Raw genomic sequence first — 24,639 nt, 5'->3', positions numbered from 1 at the left:
TCCAGAAATATAATTATTTTAATAAAGAAAGGAGTAAAAAAATGGATTTTCTTTTTGAAATAGGATTGGAAGAGCTTCCTTCAAGATACGTTGATGAAGCCGAGTCGAATTTAAAGAAATTGACTGAAAATGAGTTGAAAGACGAGAGGATAAATTTTTCCGAAGTCGAATCTTTCAGCACACCGAGAAGAATTGCGGTTATAGTAAAAGATATATCCGAAAAACAGGAAGATTTGGATAAAAAAAGTGTCGGACCGTCTGTGGATATTGCATTTAAAGACGGAGAGCTTACTAAAGCGGGAGAAGGATTTGTAAAATCTCAAGGTGCCGAAAAAGAAGATATTAAAATAATAGAAAATGAAAAAGGAAAATATATTTCTGTTGAGAAATTCATTAAAGGAAAAGAAACTAAGGAAATATTGCCTGATATTTTGAGTAATATAGTTAAAAAAATAGAATTTGAAAAATCAATGAAATGGGGAGAAAAATCATTCAGATTTGCTCGACCGATAAAATGGTTTGTAACATTACTCGGAAATGAAATTTTGGATTTTGAATTTGAAGGAATAAAAGGTTCAAATAAATCAAGGGGAATGAGATATTTTGCATCTCAGGATGTATTGATTTCAAATCCTTCTGAATATGAAAAAGTATTAAAAGAAAATTTTGTAATTGCGAAAAAAGATAAAAGAAAAGAAGAAATTTTAAAAAGCATAAAAGAAAATTGCGAAAATGACGGTGAAAAGGCCATAATAAACAATTATCTTCTTGAAGAAGTAATAAATCTTGTGGAATATCCTTACGCTATAAAAGGAGAGTACAATAAGGATTACTTGAAACTTCCTGAGGATATTACAACAATTACTATGGAAACCCACCAAAGATATTTTCCTGTAAGAGATAAAGACGGGAAGCTGACTAATAAGTTTATACTAATAAGAAACGCTCCTGAATATTCTGAAACAGTGAAAAAAGGTAATGAGAAAGTTATCGAGCCGAGACTTGCCGATGCGAAGTTTTTCTTTGACGAAGATCTGAAACATAAGTTTTCGGATAATATTGAAAAGCTTAAAGAAGTAACATTCCAGAAAGATATGGGAACTATATACGACAAAATAAAAAGAAGTCAAAAAATTGCCGAATATCTTATAAATGAAACAGGACTGCAGTCTGAAAAAGAAAACATTCTGAGAACTGTGGAACTTGCTAAAGCCGATTTAGTTACAAATGTAATAGCGGAAAAAGAATTTACAAAGTTACAGGGATTTATGGGTTCTGTTTACGCTGAAAAACAGGGAGAAAATAAAAATGTTGCTCTGGGGATTTTTGAGCATTATTTGCCGAGATATCAGGGAGACAGTCTGCCGACAACGATAGAAGGTGCTTTAGCAGGGATTGCCGATAAAATAGATACTGTAGCAGGATGTTTTTCTGTAGGCTTAAAACCGACGAGTTCCAAAGATCCTTATGCTTTAAGACGTGCTGTTCAGGGAATAATATATGTTACTCTGAATTCAAAATTGAGATATGATTATAAAAAACTTATAGAAAAAGCGTACGAAATATTTGCTGCTGATAAAAAAGTGTTAGAGAAAAATGTTGTTGAAGATGTTACGGAATTTTTCAAACAGAGAATAATCAATGTTTTATCGGAAAAATACAGTAAAGAACTGATTAATTATGAGGTTAATCTTGAGAGTAATGTTGTAAATTTAGATGAAAAACTGGAAGTGCTGTTAAAATTATCAAAAACCGAAAAATTTGAAAAACTTATTAATCTTTTGAAAAGAATAAAAAACATTTTAAAAGAGGAAAAAGGAAATGCAGTTTCGATAAATGAGAATTTATTCAGTACTGAAGAAGAAAAGAAACTTTATTCTTTTGCAGAGGAACTTGAAAATATTGAAAATAAAGGATTTTCCATATGTACAGAAACACTTATAGAAAATGAAGAAATTATAAATAATTTCTTCGATAAAGTAAAAATAAATGATGAAAATCCGGAAATTAAAAATAACAGAATTTCTTTATTGAAAAAGTTGGAAAAAATTTCCGATAAAATAATAAATTTATAAAATTTAACCAAAAAATAATTTTTATTTTTATAAAATTAATTTTATAAAAAAGAGAAAAATATAAAAAAAACCGATTTTTCAAGTTTAGTATGAAATGAATTAAATTCAGAAATGATAGTTGCTGAAATAAGATTTTATTTGAGAAAAAAGTTGCTGAATTAAAGAAAATAAAAATAAAAAAAGTAAAAAATAAAAAATAAAAAAAAAAGGTTGATTTTTTTGACGAGTTATAGTATAATCTTAGAAGAAGATTAGGGAGAGTATTTAGAAATCAAACGATTGAAATATTAAGGAGGAAATTAAATGAAAAAGTTAGTTATTTTAGGAACAGCTTTATTGGCTTTAAATGCTGTAGCATCTGAGTTCCAAATAAAAGGTGGATATGACTTTAACAGAAAATTTAAAGGAGGAGCATCTACTGAAGATTTAAAACTTAAAGCAGGACCTGCATTAGGGTTGGAATATATCTTTGATAATCAGGGAGAATTTGAATGGGGATTAGGAGCAGAATATAAATTGTCTCCAAAATCAGGTAAATTAGTAGCAAGACATGATAAAAATGATAAATTGGCAAGAGTAGCTCCTGTTTACGCGTTAGGTAAATTCAACTTGATTACAACAGATTCAGGAAATGATGTTTTATATGTATTAGGAAGAGCGGGATATGCATTTGCTAATGAATCAAAAGAATTAGGAAGAGAAGGAGTTAATGTTTCTGGTGGATTATATACTGCAGCAGGAATAGGAACTGAATTCGGACCTGTTTCATTGGAAGCTATATATGAAAGAGCAAATATAAAATCTAATGTTGTAGGATCTTCTGATAAAGAAAGAGGTAGAATAGATTCATTCGGGTTAAGATTAGGATATAGATTCGGAAAATTACAAAATGACAGATCACCTAAAGTAGTTACTCAAAGAGTAGTTGAAGAAGTAGTTGTTCAACCTAAACAACCTGAAGTAAGAGAAATAAATACAAGAACAGCAGTATTCCCATTCAATTGTTCAGTTGATGAGAAAAAATGTGTAATTAAAGGATTTAAAGTTGACGGAAGAGTACCTAACCAAGCAGAAGCTAAAGACTTAGGAACTATTGCAAATGTAATTAATCAATTTGCTGACGGTGGAACAATTGATTTTGTTGGACATACAGATTCTACAGGTTCTGATGCTTATAACCAAAAATTATCAGTAGCAAGAGCACAAAATGTTGCAAGATTGTTAAGAGAATACGGATTGAAAAATTCAATTTCTTACGGAACAATAACAGGTAAAGGTGAGTCACAACCTGCAGATACTAACAAAACAGTTCAAGGAAGATACAATAACAGAAGAGTTGAATTATTCTTCCAAAACGTTGACTTCCAAAACGTAAGATTAATTAATCAATAATCAAAATAAAGTCAAATAATTATAATAAAAAGAGCTACTTAGTCTAGCTCTTTTTCTTAAAAAAGATTGACAAGACAAGGTAAATAATATATAATATGTAAAAGATTTGTTTTGAAATACAATTAATTAAATATCTTTAGGAGGATGTTATGAAAAAATTAGGAATTTTATTCGTATTGTTAAGTGCAGTTTCATTTGCAGCAGAACGTCAAGTAGCAACAGTAGATGCCAAATTTAACAAATTGGAAGCAGAATATAATCAACTTGTTAATATGGAAAATCAACAATATTCAAAATTGAGAGCAAATGCTGAAAACGCTTCACAACAATTACAAGAAAAACAAGCTTTAAAAGCAGCTATTGAAGAAAAAATGTCTAAATTGGAACAAACAAGAAACACAAAATACTTCAAAGGTGAATATGAAAATCTTGTAAAAGAATATAAAAATGTAGTAAAAGCATTGGATGCTGATATAGCAGGATTATCTAAAGTAGTAGATAACTTCAATAAAGTAGAAGAATTAAAAGGAGGAAATTAAAAATGAAAAAGAAATTAGCAATTTTAGCAGGAGTATTAGTATTAAGCAGTATGTCTTTCGGTGCAGCTGCACCGGCAAAAAAAGCTTCTTTGGAAGATAGCTTGAACAATTTGGAAAAACAATTACAAAGATTGGACCAAATGGAACAACAAAAATTTAACGAACAGGCAGCTTTAGCTCAAGCAGCTCAACAAAGATTGGATAAATACTTGGCAATGCAAGCAACTATCGATCAAAGAATAGCTGATATCGAAGCAAATGCTGATAAAAGTATTTTCGGAAAAGAATTCAAACAAAAAATGTCTGAATTCAAATCATTAAGATCTGAATTGGATAAAGAAATCAAAAAAGAACAAAAAGTATTGGAAGATTTCGAATTATTAAAATCTTTAAGATAAGTAATTGATAAGTAATATTGCTTAAAGAACTATTTAATTAATAAAAATGGGCTGAGGATGCATTTTGTATCTGAAGCTTATTTTTTTGTAATAAAAAATTACTTGAAAATAAAGTGAAAATGTGATATTATTATTTGAAATAGCGAAAATGATGTCGTGTAAATTAATAGATAGAAAGGAGTCAAGCATGAGAAAAGATATACATCCTGACTATAGATTGGTTGTATTTGAAGATACAAGTAATGGAGATAGATTTTTAGGAAAATCTACAAAAAGTTCAAAAGAAACAGTTACTTTTGAAGGTCAAGAATACCCTGTAATTAAAGTTGCTACAAGTTCAACTTCGCATCCTTTTTATACAGGTAAATCTAAATTTGTCGATGAAACAGGAAGAGTTGATAAATTTAAGAAAAAATATAATTTATAATATAAACAGAGTTACTATTTTAAATAGTAGTTTCTCTGTTTTTTTTTAGGAATTTATAAAAAAATAATAGAATGGAGTGATTTTTGATGGCAGTTTATGAATTAAAACACCCTTTAATTGAGCACAAGCTGACAAACCTGAGAAATAAGAATACGGATACGAAGCTTTTTAGAGAAAGTTTAAATGAAATAGCCGGACTTATGGTGTACGAAGCTACAAAACATTTGAATCTGAAGGAAATTGAAATTGAGACACCGATACAGAAAACTAAAACGAAAGTTTTGGAAGAGCCTGTTACTCTAGTGCCTATTTTAAGGGCAGGATTAGGAATGGTGGAAGGAATACTGCAGTTACTTCCCAATGCTAAAGTGGGACATCTGGGAGTGTATAGAAATGAAGAAACTCTTGAGCCGGTATATTATTATGCAAAAATGCCTGTTAATGTAGCTGAAAGTCAGGTATTTATCACAGATCCGATGTTGGCTACAGGAGGATCAATGATTTACACTATTGATTATTTAAAAGAAAAAGGAGTAAAGAATATAACAATGCTGTGCATTATTGGAGCTCCTGAAGGAATAAAAAAGGTTATAGAAAAACATCCGGATGTAGATCTATATATAGCAGCTATAGATAAAGGATTAAATGATAAGGCGTATATTTATCCGGGATTGGGAGATGCAGGAGATAGAATTTTTGGTACAAAATAGTTTTCATGAGGGCTCATTGCTGCCCTCATACTCCCACTGCCTACGTTCTTCGTGACTTTACCGATTACGAAAATGTGGGAAGGGGATTTATTTTGTTGGAATATTTTCTATTTCAATCTCGGGAGTTTTAATATAACGCAAGATCCTTCTGATATTTCTTTTATTTCGATTCCGTATTCATTTCCGTAATAAAATTTTATTCTTTTATCGACATTTTTTATACCGACACCGCCGATTTTACTTTTTTTAAACTTTTCTGATTTTTTAAAGCCGATTCCATTGTCTTTTACAGCTATGTATATATCGTTATTGTTTTCATAGACATTAATATCTATTATCCCTGTTCCCTGAATATTTTTAATACCGTGATATATAGAGTTTTCTACAATAGGCTGAATGATTATTTTCGGAACTTCGGAAGACAACAGGTTTGAATCTATATTAAAGTTATATGTAAGTTTATCTTCATATCTCTGTTTCTGAATAAACAAATATTCTTTCACATGAGTAATCTCATCTTTTAGAGATATTTTTTCATTTCCGTTACTTAAAGAAAGTCTGAAGAAATTTGCAAGAGATTTAGTAATAGTTATAACTTGTTCACTATCCCCAAATTCAGTCATCCAGATAATCGTGTCCAGTGTATTATATAAAAAATGAGGATTAATCTGGCTGTGCAGAGCTTTTATTTCGTACTCTCTTAAATATTTTATTCTGCTTATCATATTATTAAAATGTTTTACAAGAACTTCTATTTCATAGCTCGTATTTTTTTCAGTATTAAATTCACTAAGAGAATTTTCGAATTTCTGTATATGATTTTCAAGTTTTCTTAGGGGATTAATAAATTTTCTGATTATCAGAAATGTTACAACAGTAGTAAATCCAAGAGAAATCAAAAATATAGCTATAATAACATCAAAAAAGCTCTTTTTGAGTAAAACAAGATCGTTCATTTCGGAAAAACTTATAAGTTGCCAATCTGTGTTTCCTATGTTGACTTTTGTTAAAGCAATATTCTTATTTTTGTAATATTCTTTATTTTGTGACAGGAATTTGTCCAGACATTTTTTATTTATAAAACAATTTACGTCTTTATAGTAGATAATGTTGTTTTTATTGTCAATTATAAGGTTATCGTTCTGCTCTCCCATTGAAATATCTTTTAAATATTCATTGAGAGCCTGATATTTTATATCAAAAACTATGACTCCCAGATTTTCTCCGTTTTTGTCTTTTATATCCTTGCTTATAGATAAAACCCAACTTGTTATATCCATTGAAGTCTGTTTTTTTCTTATGGGATTTAAAACAGGTTTGTCTGTATTGTTAATAGCACTTATATACCAGTTTTCTTTCATCATATCTGCCGAAATATCCATATTGACATTTTTTTCGTTGGAAATAATATTCCCGTTTTTTCCGATAACAGTTATACTTTTTATATTACCTTTATTTTCGGTGATAATCATTTGAATCAGTTTTTCAACATTAACCTTTGAGTTTTCACTGTTATTTATTAGAGTATTTTCAATATCAGTATTAACAGATAAGAGATTTATAAGGTTTTTCAGCTTATCTACATATAAAGAAACATATTCGGCACTTTTTTCGGCATTTTTTCGGGTAGCTTCGATTTCTTTTTTCATTATAATATATTTGGAACTGTAATAAAATATGCTGCTCAAAAAAAGTATAAATAAAAAATTACCTGTCAAATAGTAAATTATTATTTTGAATGTCATTGATTTTCTGATGGATTTTTTGAATAATTTCATAATTCTCCCTATAATATTTAAATAAATCTTATTTTGTTATATTTTTTTTAAATTCTTTCGGCGTAACTCCGAAAGTTTTTTTAAATTTGGAATTAAAGTAATACACATTATCAAATCCGATTTGATCACTTATCTCGTAATTTTTTAAGTCAGTTGTAAGTAAGAGTAACTTAGCTTTTTCCATTCTGACGTTATTCAAATAATCCTGAAAAGGAATTCCGAACAGATTTTTGAAAAGAGAACTTAAATACCCTGAAGATAAATTCATAGCATCTGCAAGAGAATTTAAATTAAAAGAAACATCATTATAATTTTCTTCAAATTTTTTCAGAATAATATCTTTATATTTACTGTTTGAAACCTGATTATTCGGATTTTCACTGTGGTTGATCTTATTTATAATTTTTTCGGCTTCAATATGCTTTTTTTCCTGATTCAGTTCATATATAAGTTTTGTTATAATTTCATTTATATCTTTTTTTGAAACAGGTTTTAAAATATAGTCCTCAACACCTGTTTTTAATGCTTTTTGAGCATATTCAAAATAGTCATATCCTGTAATAATCGCAATTTTAGTTTCTTTTTTTTTATTTTTAAATTCTTCGGCAAGTGTAAGTCCGTCTTTAAAAGGCATATTTATATCAAGCAGTACAAGATCGGGCAAAACTTCAGAAAACACTTTAGAGGCGGAGTTTCCGTCTTCCGCCTCGTATACATTACTTATCCCGTATTTGTTAAAATCAATAAATGTTTTTATTCCCCTTCTTATTATAGGTTCATCGTCAACTATTAAAATAGAATACATTTAATTTACAGCTCCTTTTATCTGTCCTATATTTAAGTGTCCCGGTAATACTTTGGAAATATTTCCGTTAGCATCAAGAATTATATTTGAAGGGTAACCTCTAACTTGAGCCTTTTTAAGAACTTCTCCTTTTTCATCTATCAATACTGTAATATTTTTGTAATTTAATCCTTTATACCATTGTATAAATTTATCTTTCGGTTTTTCTCCTCTTTGTCCCGGAGAAACTATTGTCACAACTTCAAAATTTTTATTTTTTTCTCCGCTTAAAGTATTTATTTCCTGTAATCCAGAAAGACATATAGGGCACCATGAAGCCCACATTTTTATGTAAACTTTTTTTCCTTTATATTTACTAAGTGAAACAGTATTGTTGTTTAAATCTTTTAATTGAATTCCGTTCAATGAAGCACCTCCGGCAGCTAAAATATTGTAGCCCAATATCATTAATAGTAATGCAGTAATCTTTTTCATAAAATTTTGTTCCTTTCTATAATTATATCATATTATAAATAAAATCTGTTAGATATAAGTAAAATTCCCATTAAAATAATAAGTATTCCGCCAATGATTTTAAATTTATCTAAGTGTTTATTTAAAGATTTCGTTCTTTTTAATAATTCTTTGGAAAAAAATGAAAATAGTATAAATGGTGTTGCAAGACCGATAACATAAATAAACATCATCATTCCTCCGTATATTGCCGAACCTTTATCTCCCGAAAGAGCAAGTACTGAGGCTAAGATAGGTCCTACACATGGAGTCCAACCTAAACTGAAAGTCAATCCTAATATTAATGCTTCCAATGATGAACTCTTTCCTTCAGTATTAATTTCTACTAACTTTGTTTTTTCCAATTGTTTAAATTTGAATATTCCTGTTTGATGTAATCCTAAGATTATAACAATTATTCCCGCTACAATTCTTATAGTATCATTGAAAAAAATATTTCCGAGAAAACCGAAACTGAATCCTAAACTTACAAATGTGAGAGACAGTCCTAATATAAATAAAAATGTATTTATCACTGTCCTTTTTCCTTTACTTAAAATTCCCAAATATATGGGAACAATAGGAAAGATACAAGGCGAGAAGAATGAAGCAAGTCCCGCCAGAAACACACTTCCTATTAATAATTGTTGTCCAAACATATTTTTTAAAGCTCCTTGTATAAAATAATCTGTTTTTTATTTAACTAAGTTAATCAAATATCCGTAACCTTCTTTTTCCATATTTTTTAAAGGTATGAATTTTATGGATGCACTGTTTATACAGTATCTCAGCCCGCCTTTGTCCTTAGGTCCGTCGTTGAAGACGTGTCCCAAGTGTGCTTTTCCGCTTCTGCTTAAAACTTCGGTTCTTACCATATTGAAACTTGTGTCTTCGGCATAAGTGACAACTTCTTTCACGATAGGCTTTGTAAAGCTCGGCCATCCGCAACCTGAGTCATATTTATCCTTCGAGGAAAATAGCGGTTCGCCTGTAGTTATGTCCACGTATAATCCGGCTTCATGATTATCCCAGTATTCGTTGCTGAAAGAGTGTTCGGTATTTTTCTTTTGAGTAACACTGTATTGTAACGGAGTTAATTTTGCCTGTAATTCTTTATCGCTCGGCTTCGGATAGTCATTAGGATCTATAATAATTTTATTTGCCTGTTCCAAGTCTATATGACAGTATCCGTTAGGATTTTTTTTCAAATAGTCCTGATGATATTCTTCGGCTAATATATAATTTCTTAAAGGCTCCACTTCAACCTGAATTTTATCTGAATATTTACGTTGCTGTTCCTGAATTTCTTTTACAATGGCTGCTTTATCCTTAACATTTGTGTAATAAATACCTGTTCTGTATTGTCTTCCTCTGTCATTTCCCTGTTTATTTATGCTTGTAGGATCTATAACCTGAAAATAATATTTCAATAATTTTTCAAGAGAAATTTTATTCGCATCATATTTTACGTGTACAGTTTCGGCATGGTCTGTACCATGTATCATTTGATAATTAGTTTCAGTAGTTTTTCCGTTGGCATAGCCGGAAGTGGCATCTTTTACACCGTATATTCTTTCCATGTAAGCTTCTATTCCCCAGAAGCAGCCTCCTGCGAGATATATTTCTCTAATATCTTCTTTTGCATCGTTATTTGTCATTTTTTTGTCGTCCATCATCATTCCGTCCTTTTTATTCATATTTTTTGTTTCCGTATTTTTCACGGATTTTGATACAGTGCTGTTTTTCATTACCATAGCTGCAGAAAAAAGTGTCGCAGATACGGCAAACAGCAATAGTAAACTTCGATGTTTCATAATTTCCTCCTGTGAATTTGAATTTCTTTTTCCTTACCCTGTGAAGAAATTATATATCATAAAAAACAAAAATATAATAAATTATTATAATTTATTTTTATAATTTTATCATATTTATAAAAAAATTATTTTTCTATTTTTCTTTTACAACTTGAGCCAAAATTTCATAAGAAGTTCTGAGTTGCTCAATTTCGGACATATAGCTGACTGCCATTATTTCGTCAGGGTTATATTTTCTTTTTATTTCATCCCATTTTTTCTTCATGGTTCCTTTTGTTCCCATAAGGTTTATACCCATTTTTGACTGTAAAATAATCTTTTCGGCTGAAGTCAGTTTATCGGAAAAGTTTTCGTCGGGCAAAGGATAAAGACCTTTTTCTCCTCTTATTATTTTGAGCATTCCTTGCTGAGTTGCCGTGTAAAGTCTTTCGGCTTCTTCATCGGAATCTGCTCCGTGTACAAGAAGTCCCAAAATCACATAAGGTTCTTTTAAATATTTTGACGGCACGAAAGTATTTCTGTATATCTGAATAGCTTCTTCCGCAGCATCGGGAGAAAAATGCCCTGCAAATGAATAAGGCAATCCGAGTTCTCCTGCTACGTGAGCTGAATTTACAGAGCTTCCGAGAATATAAATCGGCACATTTGTATTTATCCCGGGATAAGCGGATACTATGCTTTGCTCTGCTTCAGCTCCCATAAATCTTTGTAAATCTCCAATAGCTTCTATAAACTTAGCAGTCCGTACGTATTGAACTCTGTAAATGAGTGCAGCAGTATCGGAATCGGTTCCGGGAGCTCTTCCCAATCCCAAATCCACTCTGTCAGAATAAAGAGTCGCTAAAGTACCGTATGTTTCAGCTACTTGTAAAGGTGTGTGATTAGGCAGCATAACGCCTCCTGCCCCTACTCTTATTTTTTCCGAATTTGCGAGTAAATGTTGGATAATAATTGCAGTTGCGGAACTTAGAACGCCTTTAAAATTATGATGTTCCGCTACCCAATAACGATAATATCCCAATTTTTCGACGATTTTTATCAAATCTACGGCTCTCTGTATAGCCTGAATATCAGTATCTCCCTCAAATTTAGGAATAAGATTAAGTACAGACAGTTTTATATTTTTGTTTTCAGACATTTTATTCCTCCTTAAAATATAATTTTATATACAAATATAATATCTTTTTTGTTTTATTTTGTCAATAAAGAACGAATTGTTTTAAACTTTTAATTACAGAAATACGTAATTGGAAAATAATGTTCTTTATGTAAAATATATTAAAAATTACCCGCAATTATACTCAACTTCGTTATATAAATTACGGGTAAAAAGTATCAGGTTAATATAGACAGGATAAAAGTCGAATAACAGTTATTATAATTCTTCTATAGCTTTTTTCAACTGATCCAGTGCTTTTTCCAGAACGGATCTCGGACATGCGGCATTCAGTCGCATAAATCCTTCCAGGTCTTTTTGGAAAGCTCTTCCCGAATTAAGTCCGAGTTTAGCTTTTTTCAGCATAAATTCTTCAAGATCTTCCTGTTTTAATCCTAAATTTCTGCAATCGAGCCATATTAAATAAGTAGCCTGAGGAATATTCGGTTTTATTTGAGGAATATTTTTCTCAAAATAATCATGAGCAAACATGATATTGTCTTCAAGGTATTTTTTCAGCTGTTCAAGATATTCTTCTCCTTCGTTGTATGCAGCAATAGTAGCTACAAGATTGAAAGGATTGTTTCTGTGGACTTCAAGGTCTTTCCAAAATCTATCGAATTTATTTTTCTCCTGTAGATTATTAAAGATTACAGTTGCACATTGTAATCCCGCGAGATTAAAGGCTTTTCCTGTAGCTGTGCATGTAATAGTGTTTCCTGCAATTTCCCTTGAAACACTTGCAAAAGGAATGTGTTTATTGTCCCACAAAGTAAGATCCGCATGAATTTCGTCGGAAATAACGGGAACATTGTATTTAACACATAAATCTCCCATAGCTTTCAATTCGTCGTAGCTCCATACACGACCGATGGGATTTTGGGGATTGCAGCAAATGAAAAGTTTAGGCTGTTCTTTCAGTTTGTTTTCAAAGTCTTTCAAATCCAAAGAATATTCGCCGTCTTTTTCAATAAACTTATTTTCGATGACAACTCTTTCATTATCGTGATTAATATCGTAAAATTCCGAATAAACGGGAGTTTGAATAAGTATTTTGTCACCTTTTTCGGAAAACTGTTTAACGAGAGCTGCAAGAGCAGGAACGACACCTATGCTGAAACTCAGAAGTTCTTTATCTACATTCCAGTTATGATGTCTTTTTTGCCAGTTTATAAATGCTTCAAAATATTCATCAGGTCTGTAAACATAGCCGAAAAGTCCATGTTCGGCTTTTTCTTTCAGAGCTTTTACTACGGGTTCTGCGGTTCTGAAATCCATGTCGGCAATCCACAGAGGAATAACATCTTCTGTGCCGAATTTTTTCATAAGTTCGTTATACTTTGTAGAATGATTGTTTTTTCTGTCGATTATTTCATCAAAATTATATTTCATGGCTTTTTCCTTTCATATTTCAATTTATTCGATAATGGTTCTTAATATTTCAAAGTTTCCTTTTAATGTTACATTCATACGAGGAGGAACAAGTACCGATTCTCCTTTTTGAATTTTCAATGAGTAATCTTTCTGCGTTATCGTACCTTTTCCTTCTAAAATAGAGTAAATAATCATACTTTCATCATTTTTGTCATCAAAAGTATTGCTTATTTTTATTTTATCAATAGAATAATATTTTTTTCTGATTAAATTTTTCCTTGTTTCATTTTCTTTGAAGTCGGTATTTACAATATCTACTTTTTTATCAAAATCTATAGTATCTGCAGACTCTTTAATGTGCAGTTTTCTTTTTACACCGTTTTCTGTTCTGTCAAAATCATAAATTCTGTAAGTAATATCCGAATTTTCCTGTATTTCTGCAAAAAGCACACTTCCTTTCAGTGAAGCGTGTACCGTTCCCGGCACAATATCAATGAAATCTCCTTTTTTAACTGTCTTTTCTTCAAATAATCCTTCAAAATCATTATTTTCGGCTTTTGTTAAAAACTGTTCTTTCGTAATTCCCGGTTTCATTCCCATTATAAGAACAGCATCGGGACTTGCTTCCATAATATACCACGATTCACTTTTTCCCAATTCGTTATGATTTTTCAAAGCCGTTTCATCATCGGGATGAACCTGTATGGACAGTCTGTCATTTACATCAAGATATTTAATAAGTAAAGGAAATCTGTCTTTGTATTCATTGTAAACTTTATTTCCTACAAGTTTTTCTTTATACTCATCGTAAACTTCCTGTAAAGTTTTACCTGCAAGTTCTCCGTTTTCAACGATACTCATTCCGTTGGGATGAGCGGATATTTCCCAGGATTCTCCTATTTTTCTGTTTTCGGGAAGTTTCATATCCAGTTTTGTTTCAAATTCACGTCCTCCCCAGACTTTTTCGATAAATACTTTTTTAAATTTTAACGGATACAGCATAATTAACTTTCTCCTTTTACATTTGATTATATTAAAATAATAACACTTTCAGGATAAAAAGACAATAGTTTGGAGAAATTTCAGATTGTAAAAATTTTGAAATATGGTAAAATAAATATTATTGTAGAAAAGGGGATAAATAATGTACGAATATGATGAAGAAAAGCTGAAAAAAGAAAGAATGAAAAAAAGAATAGAAAAAATTTTAAGTATAGTTTTATTTTGTGTTCCGTTGCTGATTAGAAATTTTTTAATAACTTTGCCTATTCAGCTTTCTATACTGGGATACTGGTTATATAAAGCATTTGTAGAAATTAGATTAAAAAGAATGGCGAAGAAAAATATTGAAAAAAAAGAGGAAAGCTGGATTAAAAAAAGTTTCATAGCAGAAAAAATAATATCTACATTATTTGTAATATTGGCGACATATTTTGTATTTTTATCCTTAGAAATTCCGAGAAAAATAAGAGCAGTTACTGAAACGGAAAAAATAATAAAGAATACTGAAATTTTTTATGTTAAGGGGGAAAAAATCGATAATAGCAAAGAAATAAAAAAATGGTTATTAAAGGAAATAAATATATGGAAAGCCATAGAAAATAAAAAAGTAGGGAAATTAAGTGGAAATTGGGAAGAAGATTACACTTTAGTAAATCAGGATAATCAAAGAATAGGTATAAATGCAGTTAGCTGCTCATATATGTTAATAAAACTTGATAACGGAGTTCCTCCTATGGTTATACCCTTAAAATTATATGGAAAACCCGAGGAAAAGAAGTTGTGTAAAGTAATAACAGGAATGAAAGAATAATTTTTAAAGAAGAAAATAAAGTAAATCGAAAGAAATGTTTCAATGAAAAGATTTAGAATATTCAAATTTATTTGGAAATGTGATAAAATAAATTTAAAACATATATAGAAAGGAGTACACGATTTATCTGGATTCGTGTAAATTAAAATTATGAATATAGTATTATTTGGAGCTCCGGGAGCGGGAAAAGGTACTCAGGCGAAAGAATTGATAAAAAAATATGAAATACCTCAAATTTCTACAGGAGATATTTTAAGAGAAGCTATTGCAAAGAAAACTCCGTTAGGATTGGAAGCTAAAAAACTTATGGACGGTGGAAATCTTGTGTCCGATGATATAGTAAACGGGCTTGTAGAAGCGAGATTACAGGAAGCGGACTGTAAAAAAGGATTTATACTTGACGGTTTTCCACGAACTGTGGCTCAAGCGGAGGCATTGGACAAAATACTTGAAAAATTTAATAAGAAGATAGAAAAAGTAATAGCTCTTGATGTGAGTGATGACGAGATTATAGAAAGAATCACAGGAAGAAGAGTTTCCAAAAAAACAGGAAAAATCTATCATATTAAATACAATCCGCCTGTTGATGAAAAAGAAGAAGATTTGGAACAGAGAGCAGACGATAATAAAGAAACTGTAATGAAAAGACTTGAAGTTTACAATAAACAGACAGCTCCCGTACTTGAATATTATAAAAAGCAAAATAAAGTATATTCTGTAGACGGAGCGAAAAAACTGGAAGAAATTACAAAAGACATAATTGACATATTGGAAAAATAAAATAGAAAGAAGCAAATAAAATGATAATTTATAAAACATTGGACGAAATAAAAAAAATAAAAAAGGCAAATGAAATAATCGCAAGACTTTTTGAAGATATATTGCCGAAATATATAAAAGCCGGAATAAGCACACATGAATTGGATCAAATATCCGAAGATTATATAAAATCTCAGGGAGCAATACCGGGGACGAAAGATTATGATATAGGCAGACCTTATCCGCCTTATCCTGCATCTACATGTATTTCCGTAAATGACACTGTTGTACACGGTATTCCTGATAAAAAGATAATTTTGAAAGAGGGAGACATTGTAAGTGTAGACACTGTTACGGTGCTGGACGGATATTTCGGAGATGCAGCGATTACTTATGCTGTGGGGGAAATAGACGAGGAGTCGAAAAAATTACTTGAAGTTACTGAAAAATCAAGAGATTTGGGTATAACTTATGCCAAAGAAGGAAACAGAATAGGAGATGTGAGTCACGCAATTCAGGAATATGTGGAAAGCTTCGGCTTTTCTTTAGTCAGAGATTTTGCGGGACATGGTGTAGGGAAAGAAATGCACGAAGATCCTATGGTTCCCAATTACGGTAAGCCGGGAACGGGAGCAAAAATAGAAGACGGAATGGTTATCGCAATAGAGCCTATGGTAAATGTAGGAAAGTATCCTGTCAAAATAATGAAAGATATGTGGACTGTAAAAACTAAAGATGGCTCACGTTCGGCACATTTTGAACACAGTGTGGCGATAGTTGACGGGAAACCTCTTATATTAAGTGTGAAAGATTAGGAACATAAGGAGGAGAAAATTGAGCGGTTTAACAAAGATTCTTGTATTATTAGTAGCTTTTGAGCATTTGTATATAATGGTGCTTGAAATGTATTTTAATGAAAGTCGGTCGGCACAAAAAAGTTTTAATTTGGAAGTCGACTTTTTGAAAGACGAAAGAGTTAAAAAAATGATGATGAATCAAGGGCTTTATAACGGGTTTTTAGCAATGGGACTCGTTTGGAGCCTTTTGGAAACAGGTATATTTCAAATTGAAATAGTCCTGTTTTTTCTGCTATGTGTTATATGTGCAGCAATATACGGAGCGATAACAGTTTCCCCGAAAATATTTTTGCTGCAGGGATTGCCGGGAGTAGTGGCAATAGTTTCGTTGTTTATTTGAAAATTTTCTTTACTTTTTTAAAAAATAGCAAAAAATATCCGACTAAAATTTTACTAAATTGAAATAAATCACTTTAATATAAAAGTAAAAGACTCACTATGCTCAAACAGCTGTTTTTATAAAGTTTCGATTTGTATTTCTTGAAGTAAAATTTTAGTCAGATACAGTAAAGACAATAGAAATTCAGTTTTAGTGTGAAATTTTCTTTACAACAACTGCTTAGCAGAAGTTACAGTTATTTCAAAAACTCTTGTTAAAAAAGGAAATTTCCCAATCATAAAATCAAAATCCTCACCCAAAGTTAAAAATTTTCCTGTTCCTTCAAGTGCAAATCCTGTTCCCTGATAATTGTTATTTCCCATAACTTCCTTACTGCCTAAAGTGACTTTAACTTTATTATTTACATTAATGTCTTTTTCAGCCCTTGTAAATCCTGCGACAGGAATAAGTATTCTATTTCCGTCTTTTATTTGAAGATAGGAATTCCAAGTGTTAGTAATGTTCGGCTCTTCATTTCCCCAGGTTACTATTGAAACAACACCGTCATGTTTCAGAACTTCAAAAAATTTTTCATTAAACATGCCAGACCTCCTGTATTTTATTTATTTTTTAAATTTTTATCAAAAAAGTTTATTATAATTTCAATTATTTCAGGTTGTGTCCAATATTCATCTCCGTGACCTGCATTTTTCACAACATATTTTGTAACAGGAACTCCTTTTTCCTTTAATGCTTTATACAGAATTTCAGTTTGACTCGGAGAAACCAGATTATCTTTATCTCCATACATAAGCAGAAACGGAGGAGTATTTTTAGAAATATAATTTATAGGGTTGGCAGCCTTTGCTTTTTCAGGTCGGCTGTTGACCGAACCGCCGACATTATAAAGAGGGAGCCCGTTAATTAACAATGCTTCAGGAATAGCAGGAGAGTTATGGGCTTCTTTTACTTTTTCAGAAAAATCCGCACCGATTTTAGTCAAATCGGAAGCTCCGTAAAGATCTGCAACTGCAAGAATATTGCTGTTTTCATTCAGATTATCTCCTTTATCAAACTGTTTCATAGTATTTGTAGTTCCTGTAAGTGCTGCCAAATATCCACCTGCAGAATCTCCCATTACAGCAACTCTGGTTTTATCTATTCCGTATTTATCGGCATTGGCTTTTAAGTATCTTATTGCAGATTTTACATCTTCTAAAGGTTCGGGAAAAACTCCGTTGGGAGCAGCTCTGTATTCTATACTTGCAACTATATATCCTGCTTCGGCTATTGCCAATCTTTGCTGAATATAGTTCTCTTTAGGAGCCCCTATAAAACCTCCTCCTGTTATAAAAACGACTAAAGGTAAAGGTTTAGTCTGTTTTGCTCTCGGTTTCAGTATATCCATTTCAAGTTTGAAAGTCCCGATTCCTGTAGAGTTTGTACCTTGAGAATAAGTTATTCCCGACAGCATTTTTATGGACGGTTTTGTCAGTTTTACTTCGAGAGTTTTATTGTCTTCTGCACTTATTATTGTGATAATAGCAGTAAATAATAATATTAATATTTTTTTCATAATTCCTCCTGTGGCTTAAATATTTATATAATTTCTATATTTTCAACATGTTTTTGGTCTAAAGTGACAGTTACTTTTGAAAAAGATATTTCATATAAGTCCATAAAAGCTTCTCCCTGCTCAATATTCATTTTTATTGAAGGTATTTTTTCAATAAAAGTCTCTTTTAAATCCTGAACGGATTTCTTGCTTTTTGTAACAATTCCTTTAGCTTTAACATGCTGCAAACTGTTTTTAGGAACAGTAGTAAAAGCTACTTTGTTATTTTCTTCAAATTCCGATGTTTTTTGACTGTTTTTTAGAGTCAGAAAATATAAAAGGTTATCCTTCTCGTCATAATAAAATCTTACAATTCTCACGTTAGGCTGATTATCCGAGCTCGAAGAAGCCAGTGCAATGTCATTACTTACTTTCATTAATTCCCTAAATTTATCTTTTACATCCATTTTTAAATTCATCTCCTTTAAAATTATTTTCTGAAAATATTATACTATAAAACAGTCTCAAAATATGGTACTATTAAAATAAAAATTTAGGAGAAAAATGAATAAGTCCGAAAGAATAAATGATATGATAATGTACCTTAATGATAAAGAGTTTTTTAACTTAAAAGATATTATGCAGAAATACAGTATCTCAAGAAATACAGCATTAAGGGATATCCGTTCACTTGAAGAGATAGGTATGCCTGTTTATTCTACTACAGGAAGAAACGGTAAATACGGGATTCTTAAAAATAAGCTGCTTTCTCCGGTTATGTTCAATATTGATGAAATGTATGCACTGTATTTTACAATGATTACATTGAAAGGTTATAAAACGACACCTTTTCATTTGGATATTGAAAAACTGAAAGAAAAATTTAAAGCCTGTCTACCCCGAAAACAGATAGAAGAAATAAGTAAAATGGAAACGGTTCTCAGTTTTGAATCTTCTGTTCATTATAAAGAAAGTCCTTATCTGAAGGATATATTGAAGTTTGCCATAAAAGAAAAAGTGTGTAAAATTTTATATAAAGAAGAAAAGGCTGAAAAAGCATATTTTATTCAGTTTTTTAAAATAACTTCCGCATACGGTCAATGGTTTACAATAGGATATGATTTTAAAAACAGTGAAATTAAAAATTTTCAGTGTGATAAAATAATAAAATTAAGTGAAAATGATAAGTTTAAGTCAGTGTCTTTGAAAAAATTGTCCTCTTTAAATCCTAAAGTATATAAAATTTTTGATTATAGTATGGCAGATTTTGAAATAGAGATAGAAAAAAATAAAACAATAGACAAATTATAAAAAATAAAGTATAATACCAACGAAAATCCAAAAGGGTATTTTAAAAAACAAAAAAATAATTAATCAAATTATATAAAAATCAGTTCAAAAATACTGGACATTTTTTTTATTTTTTGATATAATTGAAAGGATCCGAGGTGATTTTTATGGCAAAACAAGATGTTCTGGAATTGGAAGGCGAAATTTTAGAAGCCTTGCCTAATGCGATGTTTCAAGTAAGACTTGAAAACGGGCATGAAGTTTTAGGGCATATCTCAGGTAAAATGAGAATGAACTATATAAAAATCTTGCCAGGCGACAAAGTAACGGTTGAAGTATCTCCGTATGATTTGTCAAGAGGCAGAATTGTATATAGGAAAAAATAGTTTAGGAAGGAGGGTTTTTAATGAAAGTGAAAGCTTCAATAAAACCTATTTGTGACAAATGTAAAGTTATCAAACGTCACGGAAAAGTAAGAATAATATGCGAAAACCCTAAACATAAGCAAATACAAGGATAAGATAACAAAAAAGCAATCTTGAAAAAATTTTTATTTAATTATATACGAAATAACAGATATAAATAATAAAAATTGTAAAGATATGTTTGGCTGTAGGGCTTATTCCTTATATTTTATTATGTGAGGGCATATTGAAGAAGGTTTAAAAAATATCAAAAACAAGGAGGAAAAGATTTGGCTAGAATAGCGGGAGTTGACATTCCAAGAAATAAAAGAGTGGAAATTTCATTAACTTATATTTTTGGAATCGGTAGAAGTACTTCAAACGAGATTTTAGAAAAAGCAGGTGTTGACAAAGACATCAAAGTAAAAGATTTAACTGAAGAACAAGTAGGTAAAATCAGAACTATAGTTGAAGAATACAAAATCGAAGGGGAACTTAGAAAAGAAATCAGACTTAATATTAAAAGATTACTTGATATTAAGAGTTACAGAGGATTAAGACACAGAAACGGGTTGCCTGTAAGAGGACAAAAAACTAAAACAAATGCGAGAACTAGAAAAGGGCCTGTAAAAATGGCGATAGCTAAGAAAAAATAATAAGTTAAGGAGGAAACCATAAGTGGCTAAAAAACCAGCAGTTTCAAAAAAGAAAAAATTAAAAAATATTCCTAACGGGATAGCATATATACATTCTACTTTCAACAATACTGTTGTAACTATTACAGATTCTGAAGGTAAGGTCGTAATCTGGAAATCGGGAGGAACTTCAGGGTTCAAAGGAACTAAAAAAGGAACTCCGTTTGCAGCACAAATAGCAGCTGAACAGGCAGCACAAGTGGCTATTGAAAACGGAATGAAACAAATAGAAATTAAAATAAAAGGACCGGGATCGGGAAGAGAAGCTTCTATAAGATCGATACAGGCTACCGGCTTGGAAGTAACAAGAATAGTTGATATAACTCCGGTACCTCATAACGGTGCAAGACCGCCGAAAAAGAGAAGACCGTAAATTTATTAAATAAGGAGGAAATAGATAAATGGCAAGAGATAGACAGCCGGTGTTAAAAAAATGTAGAAATCTTGGTTTGGATCCAAGTGTTTTAGGCGTAAATAAAAAGTCAAACAGAAATATAAGACCGAATGCAAATAGAAAATTAACTGAATACGGAACACAAATGAGAGAAAAACAAAAAGCCAGATTTGTGTACGGAGTAATGGAAAAACAATTCTATAAATTATATGAAGAAGCAACTAGAAAAGAAGGAGTAACAGGGGAATTATTACTTCAATATTTAGAAAGAAGATTAGATAATGTTGTTTACAGATTAGGATTCGGTGCAACAAGAAGACAGGCTAGACAAATAGTAAGTCATGGTCATATATTAATAAATGGGAAAAGAGTGAACATCGCATCATACAGAGTAAAACAGGGAGATGTAATTTCTATAAAAGAAAATTCAAGAGAGTTGGCTTTAATTAAGGAATCAGTAGGGCAAAAAACTGTTCCGGGATGGTTGGAACTTGACGAAGCTGCATTGACAGCTAAAGTATTGGAAAATCCTGGAAGAGACTCAGTTGACTTTGAAATTAATGAAGCAATGATTATCGAGTTTTACTCCAGATAATAATAATCTAATAATCCAAGGAGTTGATTTAGCTTGTTAAATATTGAAAAAATAGCTAAAAATATAAAATTGACAGAAGAGAAAGAGAGCAGATATACAGCTAAATATACGTTAGAGCCTTTGTACAGAGGATACGGAAACACTATTGGAAATGCATTAAGAAGAATATTGTTATCGTCAATACCGGGATCGGCTATAAAAGGTCTTAGAATAGACGGTGTATTAAATGAATTTTCTACAATACCCGGAGTAAAAGAAGCTGTTACGGACATAATATTAAATGTAAAAGAAATAGTTGTCGAGTTGGATGAACCGGGAGAGAAAAAAATGGTATTATCCGTAAAGGGACCTAAAGTAATAACTGCAGCGGACATTAAGCCTGATCCTGGAATTAAAATTATTAATCCTGAACAGGTCATTGCAACTGTAACAACTGATAAAGAAATTAATATGGAATTTTTAGTTGATTCGGGAGAAGGATTTGTAGTTTCCGATGAGATAGATACTGAAGGTTGGCCTATAGGATATTTGGCAGTAGATGCAATTTATACACCTATTAAAAGGGTTACATACAGTGTAGAAGATACAATGGTAGGAAGAGTAACAAACTATGATAAACTTATATTGGAAATTTCTACTGACGGAAGTATTGAAATACATGATGCTTTATCTTATGCTGTCGAATTGTTAATATTGCATGTAAAACCTTTTACAAATATAGGAAACAGCATGAGTAAATTCAGAGGAAATGAAGATGAAAATTCTTCATTAAATTCTGAAACTGAAAGCAATATAGAAGATATGAAAATTGAGGAACTTGATTTTACTGTAAGATCTTACAACTGCTTGAAAAAAGCAGGAGTAAATACAATATCTGATTTAACTTCAATGACATATGTAGAATTATTGAAAATTAAAAATTTAGGGAGAAAATCTCTAAATGAAATAATCGATAAAATGAAAGAGCTTGGTTACGATTTAAGTGAAGAAGCCGGAAATTAATAAAAAAATTGTATCAAGGAGGGAAGAAAGTAAATGAATCATAATAAATCATATAGAAAATTAGGTAGAAGAAGTGATCATAGATTGGCTATGCTTAAAAATATGACGATTTCTTTGGTAAAGGCTGAAAGAATTGAAACAACTGTTACCAGAGCAAAAGAATTAAGAAAATTCGTTGAAAAAGTTATAACATTAGGGAAAAAGTATAATAATTTTGACTTGGAAAACAAAGAAGAAAGAGTAAAAGCTATCCATTTGAGAAGACAGGCATTTTCATTTTTAAGAAATGAAGAAGCAGTTGCTAAAGTTTTCAAAGAAATAGCACCTAAGTATATGGATAGAAACGGTGGTTATACAAGAATAATTAAAACCGATGTAAGAAGAGGAGATTCTGCTGAATTGGCAATAATCGAATTAGTGTAATTAAATAAAAGCTTTTTAAAGATAAAATAGCAAATTACAGATTGTATATTTGAATACTTTATAAATAAAGTTGTTTTTGAGTAAGTAAAATGCTTGGTCGGAACAACTTTATTTTCATATAAAAACTGATTTGTATTCATTTCAAAAAACGATAATAAACTTTTAAAAAAACAATAAGGAAGTAAATAATATGGAGAAATTAAAGAAAAAAGAATTGGTTATGATAGGAATAATGATATTTTCTTTATTTTTTGGAGCAGGTAATCTTATATTTCCTCCAATTATAGGAAAACAGTCAGGAACAAACATGTTTACAGTAATGCTGTTTTTCAGTATAACGGCGATAATTTTTCCTGTTTTGGGAATAATAGCGGTCGCTAAATCCGACGGGCTTAAAAAACTTTCAAATAGAGTGGATCCCGTATTTTCTATAATTTTTACTACAGCTGTATATTTGGCAATAGGACCTGCACTTGCTATGCCCAGAGCCGGAACTGTGCCTTTTGAAATAGCTATAAGTCCTTACTTGCCTGAAGGAATGGGAGTAAAGCCTGTGCTGTTTATTTATACAACAGTATTTTTTGGAATTGTATACTGGCTGAGTTTAAGTCCTCATAAGTTGCTTGACAGAATAAGCAAAATAACTTCTCCTGCGTTTTTGGTATTAGTTTTTATGCTTTTTATAGGTACTTTTATCAAACCTATGGGAGGATATATACAGCCTGAAGAATTATATGCCAAAAATTTCGGATTACAGGGATTTTTGGACGGGTATCTGACTCTTGACGCTTTAGCAGGTCTTAATTACGGTCTTGTAGTGGTGTATGTAATAAAATCAAAAATCGGCAGTGAAGATAAAAAATTGACAAAAACAGTTGCAATAACGGGAATAATAGCAGGAGTTATGCTTTTTGCAGTGTATATGATGCTTGCCCATGTGGGTGCCGCAAGTGCATCAATGTTTCCTCAAACAAAAAACGGAGCTGAGATATTGACTCGAGCTATAAGATATTCATACGGTAATTTTGGAGCAGTATTACTTGCGTTTATGTTTATAATAGCCTGTCTTAATATCGGAGTGGGTTTGACAATATCTTTAAGTCAGTATTTTAACTCATTGATAAAAAAAGTGCCTTATAAAGTATGGGCAACAATTTGGGTCTTTTGGAGTTATGTTCTCGCAAATCTGGGATTTCAGAAAATAATGGAATACAGTATTCCCGTGCTATTAGCGATTTATCCGGCTTCATTGGTATTAATTATACTGGCATTATTAGATAAACAGATAAAAAGTAACAAAATAATTTATAGAGCTACAGTGTATCCTACAGTAATAATAAGTATAATAAATACTTTGGAAAAAATTAATATAAAAATACCGATCCTGACGGAATTTACTCAGAAGTTACCCTTACAAAGTGCTGACTTGGGATGGGTTTCAGTTGCTTTAATTTTCTTTATTATAAGTTTCGGACTTGTAAAATTGCGAAAAGTCGAAAATTAATAAATATAATTTTTAAAATAAAAAAGAGCTTGAAAAAATGGACTTAAATTGTCAAAATTTTTTAAAAGC

General features: G+C 30.9%; 30 protein-coding genes. 19 read left to right on the top strand and 11 right to left on the bottom strand.

Going from position 1 to position 24,639, the window contains the following annotated elements; translation table 11 throughout:
* Window positions 1-41 precede the first annotated feature (41 nt).
* The 6 genes from glyS to upp all read left to right on the top strand — a co-directional run bounded on the left by glyS (window position 42) and on the right by upp (window position 5,541).
* Window positions 42-2,075, top strand: coding sequence for a glycine--tRNA ligase subunit beta (gene glyS, locus FVE72_RS09955; RefSeq protein WP_026738207.1), 2,034 nt, complete (start codon window positions 42-44; stop codon window positions 2,073-2,075).
* Between the two features lie 303 nt (window positions 2,076-2,378).
* Complete coding sequence (locus FVE72_RS09950; protein WP_026738206.1) at window positions 2,379-3,467, top strand: OmpA family protein; 1,089 nt, start codon at window positions 2,379-2,381, stop codon at window positions 3,465-3,467.
* Window positions 3,468-3,616: 149 nt separating this feature from the next.
* On the top strand, window positions 3,617-4,006 hold the full coding sequence (locus FVE72_RS09945; protein ID WP_006807624.1) for an adhesion protein FadA: 390 nt from the start codon (window positions 3,617-3,619) through the stop codon (window positions 4,004-4,006).
* Between the two features lie 2 nt (window positions 4,007-4,008).
* Window positions 4,009-4,404, top strand: coding sequence for an adhesion protein FadA (locus tag FVE72_RS09940; RefSeq protein ID WP_026738205.1), 396 nt, complete (start codon window positions 4,009-4,011; stop codon window positions 4,402-4,404).
* A gap of 187 nt (window positions 4,405-4,591) precedes the next feature.
* Window positions 4,592-4,831, top strand: a complete 240-nt coding sequence (locus tag FVE72_RS09935; protein ID WP_006807652.1) for a type B 50S ribosomal protein L31 — start codon at window positions 4,592-4,594, stop codon at window positions 4,829-4,831.
* A gap of 86 nt (window positions 4,832-4,917) precedes the next feature.
* Entirely contained in the window at window positions 4,918-5,541 is a 624-nt protein-coding gene (gene upp / locus FVE72_RS09930; protein WP_026738204.1) for a uracil phosphoribosyltransferase, read from the top strand.
* 107 nt (window positions 5,542-5,648) lie between these two features.
* Here upp and FVE72_RS09925 read toward each other — a convergent pair whose 3' ends face one another.
* The 8 genes from FVE72_RS09925 to FVE72_RS09890 form a co-directional block, all read right to left on the bottom strand.
* Complete coding sequence (locus tag FVE72_RS09925) at window positions 5,649-7,319, bottom strand: sensor histidine kinase (protein WP_026738203.1); 1,671 nt, start codon at window positions 7,317-7,319, stop codon at window positions 5,649-5,651.
* A gap of 28 nt (window positions 7,320-7,347) precedes the next feature.
* On the bottom strand, window positions 7,348-8,124 hold the full coding sequence (locus FVE72_RS09920; protein ID WP_026738202.1) for a response regulator transcription factor: 777 nt from the start codon (window positions 8,122-8,124) through the stop codon (window positions 7,348-7,350).
* The gene (locus FVE72_RS09915) at window positions 8,125-8,598 is read right to left on the bottom strand and encodes a redoxin family protein (RefSeq protein ID WP_026738201.1); all 474 of its coding nucleotides are present in this window, start codon (window positions 8,596-8,598) and stop codon (window positions 8,125-8,127) included. It abuts the gene before it with no gap.
* Window positions 8,599-8,630: 32 nt separating this feature from the next.
* The gene (locus FVE72_RS09910; RefSeq protein ID WP_026738200.1) at window positions 8,631-9,275 is read right to left on the bottom strand and encodes a cytochrome c biogenesis CcdA family protein; all 645 of its coding nucleotides are present in this window, start codon (window positions 9,273-9,275) and stop codon (window positions 8,631-8,633) included.
* A 36-nt stretch (window positions 9,276-9,311) separates the two neighbouring features.
* Window positions 9,312-10,430, bottom strand: a complete 1,119-nt coding sequence (gene msrB / locus FVE72_RS09905; protein WP_026738199.1) for a peptide-methionine (R)-S-oxide reductase MsrB — start codon at window positions 10,428-10,430, stop codon at window positions 9,312-9,314.
* A 133-nt stretch (window positions 10,431-10,563) separates the two neighbouring features.
* Window positions 10,564-11,568: an LLM class flavin-dependent oxidoreductase gene (locus FVE72_RS09900; protein WP_081724209.1), complete on the bottom strand. Its 1,005-nt coding sequence runs from the start codon at window positions 11,566-11,568 to the stop codon at window positions 10,564-10,566.
* Between the two features lie 237 nt (window positions 11,569-11,805).
* A complete protein-coding gene (locus tag FVE72_RS09895) occupies window positions 11,806-12,978 on the bottom strand; it encodes a MalY/PatB family protein (protein WP_026738197.1) in 1,173 nt (390 codons plus the stop codon).
* 24 nt (window positions 12,979-13,002) lie between these two features.
* Window positions 13,003-13,962: a type I phosphomannose isomerase catalytic subunit gene (locus tag FVE72_RS09890; RefSeq protein WP_036056214.1), complete on the bottom strand. Its 960-nt coding sequence runs from the start codon at window positions 13,960-13,962 to the stop codon at window positions 13,003-13,005.
* A 142-nt stretch (window positions 13,963-14,104) separates the two neighbouring features.
* Here FVE72_RS09890 and FVE72_RS09885 point away from each other — a divergent pair, with 142 nt between their 5' ends.
* The 4 genes from FVE72_RS09885 to FVE72_RS09870 all read left to right on the top strand — a co-directional run bounded on the left by FVE72_RS09885 (window position 14,105) and on the right by FVE72_RS09870 (window position 16,729).
* Window positions 14,105-14,773: a hypothetical protein gene (locus FVE72_RS09885; protein WP_026738195.1), complete on the top strand. Its 669-nt coding sequence runs from the start codon at window positions 14,105-14,107 to the stop codon at window positions 14,771-14,773.
* A gap of 150 nt (window positions 14,774-14,923) precedes the next feature.
* Window positions 14,924-15,553 (top strand): adenylate kinase, encoded by a 630-nt coding sequence (locus FVE72_RS09880; protein WP_026738194.1) that lies wholly within the window; start codon window positions 14,924-14,926, stop codon window positions 15,551-15,553.
* 20 nt (window positions 15,554-15,573) lie between these two features.
* Window positions 15,574-16,347: a type I methionyl aminopeptidase gene (map, locus tag FVE72_RS09875; RefSeq protein WP_026738193.1), complete on the top strand. Its 774-nt coding sequence runs from the start codon at window positions 15,574-15,576 to the stop codon at window positions 16,345-16,347.
* A gap of 19 nt (window positions 16,348-16,366) precedes the next feature.
* Window positions 16,367-16,729 (top strand): DUF1304 domain-containing protein, encoded by a 363-nt coding sequence (locus FVE72_RS09870; RefSeq protein WP_026738192.1) that lies wholly within the window; start codon window positions 16,367-16,369, stop codon window positions 16,727-16,729.
* A 206-nt stretch (window positions 16,730-16,935) separates the two neighbouring features.
* Here the strand turns inward: FVE72_RS09870 and FVE72_RS09865 are convergent, their stop codons facing one another.
* Genes FVE72_RS09865 through FVE72_RS09855 form a run of 3 tightly spaced genes read right to left on the bottom strand, consistent with a single transcriptional unit; the run spans window position 16,936 to window position 18,730 of the window.
* Complete coding sequence (locus FVE72_RS09865) at window positions 16,936-17,310, bottom strand: pyridoxamine 5'-phosphate oxidase family protein (RefSeq protein ID WP_026738191.1); 375 nt, start codon at window positions 17,308-17,310, stop codon at window positions 16,936-16,938.
* A 17-nt stretch (window positions 17,311-17,327) separates the two neighbouring features.
* Window positions 17,328-18,284, bottom strand: a complete 957-nt coding sequence (locus FVE72_RS09860) for an alpha/beta hydrolase (RefSeq protein ID WP_026738190.1) — start codon at window positions 18,282-18,284, stop codon at window positions 17,328-17,330.
* A gap of 23 nt (window positions 18,285-18,307) precedes the next feature.
* Window positions 18,308-18,730, bottom strand: a complete 423-nt coding sequence (locus tag FVE72_RS09855) for a pyridoxamine 5'-phosphate oxidase family protein (protein WP_006807642.1) — start codon at window positions 18,728-18,730, stop codon at window positions 18,308-18,310.
* A gap of 97 nt (window positions 18,731-18,827) precedes the next feature.
* Here FVE72_RS09855 and FVE72_RS09850 point away from each other — a divergent pair, with 97 nt between their 5' ends.
* The 9 genes from FVE72_RS09850 to brnQ all read left to right on the top strand — a co-directional run bounded on the left by FVE72_RS09850 (window position 18,828) and on the right by brnQ (window position 24,570).
* Window positions 18,828-19,574: a helix-turn-helix transcriptional regulator gene (locus tag FVE72_RS09850; protein WP_051411790.1), complete on the top strand. Its 747-nt coding sequence runs from the start codon at window positions 18,828-18,830 to the stop codon at window positions 19,572-19,574.
* A gap of 146 nt (window positions 19,575-19,720) precedes the next feature.
* Window positions 19,721-19,939, top strand: coding sequence for a translation initiation factor IF-1 (gene infA, locus FVE72_RS09845; protein WP_006807623.1), 219 nt, complete (start codon window positions 19,721-19,723; stop codon window positions 19,937-19,939).
* A 20-nt stretch (window positions 19,940-19,959) separates the two neighbouring features.
* Entirely contained in the window at window positions 19,960-20,073 is a 114-nt protein-coding gene (gene rpmJ / locus FVE72_RS09840) for a 50S ribosomal protein L36 (protein ID WP_026738189.1), read from the top strand.
* A 174-nt stretch (window positions 20,074-20,247) separates the two neighbouring features.
* Window positions 20,248-20,613 carry a 30S ribosomal protein S13 gene (gene rpsM / locus FVE72_RS09835; protein ID WP_006807645.1) on the top strand — a complete coding sequence of 122 codons (366 nt, stop codon included), beginning with the start codon at window positions 20,248-20,250 and terminating at the stop codon, window positions 20,611-20,613.
* A gap of 22 nt (window positions 20,614-20,635) precedes the next feature.
* Window positions 20,636-21,025 (top strand): 30S ribosomal protein S11, encoded by a 390-nt coding sequence (rpsK, locus tag FVE72_RS09830; protein ID WP_006807672.1) that lies wholly within the window; start codon window positions 20,636-20,638, stop codon window positions 21,023-21,025.
* Window positions 21,026-21,053: 28 nt separating this feature from the next.
* A complete protein-coding gene (gene rpsD, locus FVE72_RS09825; RefSeq protein WP_006807660.1) occupies window positions 21,054-21,641 on the top strand; it encodes a 30S ribosomal protein S4 in 588 nt (195 codons plus the stop codon).
* Between the two features lie 33 nt (window positions 21,642-21,674).
* Complete coding sequence (locus FVE72_RS09820) at window positions 21,675-22,643, top strand: DNA-directed RNA polymerase subunit alpha (RefSeq protein ID WP_006807631.1); 969 nt, start codon at window positions 21,675-21,677, stop codon at window positions 22,641-22,643.
* 33 nt (window positions 22,644-22,676) lie between these two features.
* Window positions 22,677-23,066, top strand: a complete 390-nt coding sequence (gene rplQ / locus FVE72_RS09815) for a 50S ribosomal protein L17 (RefSeq protein WP_006807638.1) — start codon at window positions 22,677-22,679, stop codon at window positions 23,064-23,066.
* Window positions 23,067-23,256: 190 nt separating this feature from the next.
* Complete coding sequence (gene brnQ / locus FVE72_RS09810; protein ID WP_026738187.1) at window positions 23,257-24,570, top strand: branched-chain amino acid transport system II carrier protein; 1,314 nt, start codon at window positions 23,257-23,259, stop codon at window positions 24,568-24,570.
* Window positions 24,571-24,639 lie beyond the last annotated feature (69 nt).

It is taken from the genome of Pseudoleptotrichia goodfellowii (assembly GCF_007990505.1).
GTDB lineage: Bacteria > Fusobacteriota > Fusobacteriia > Fusobacteriales > Leptotrichiaceae > Pseudoleptotrichia > Pseudoleptotrichia goodfellowii.
The sequence above is the reverse complement of the archived record's forward strand: the minus strand, read 5'-3'. Positions and strand labels throughout refer to the sequence as shown.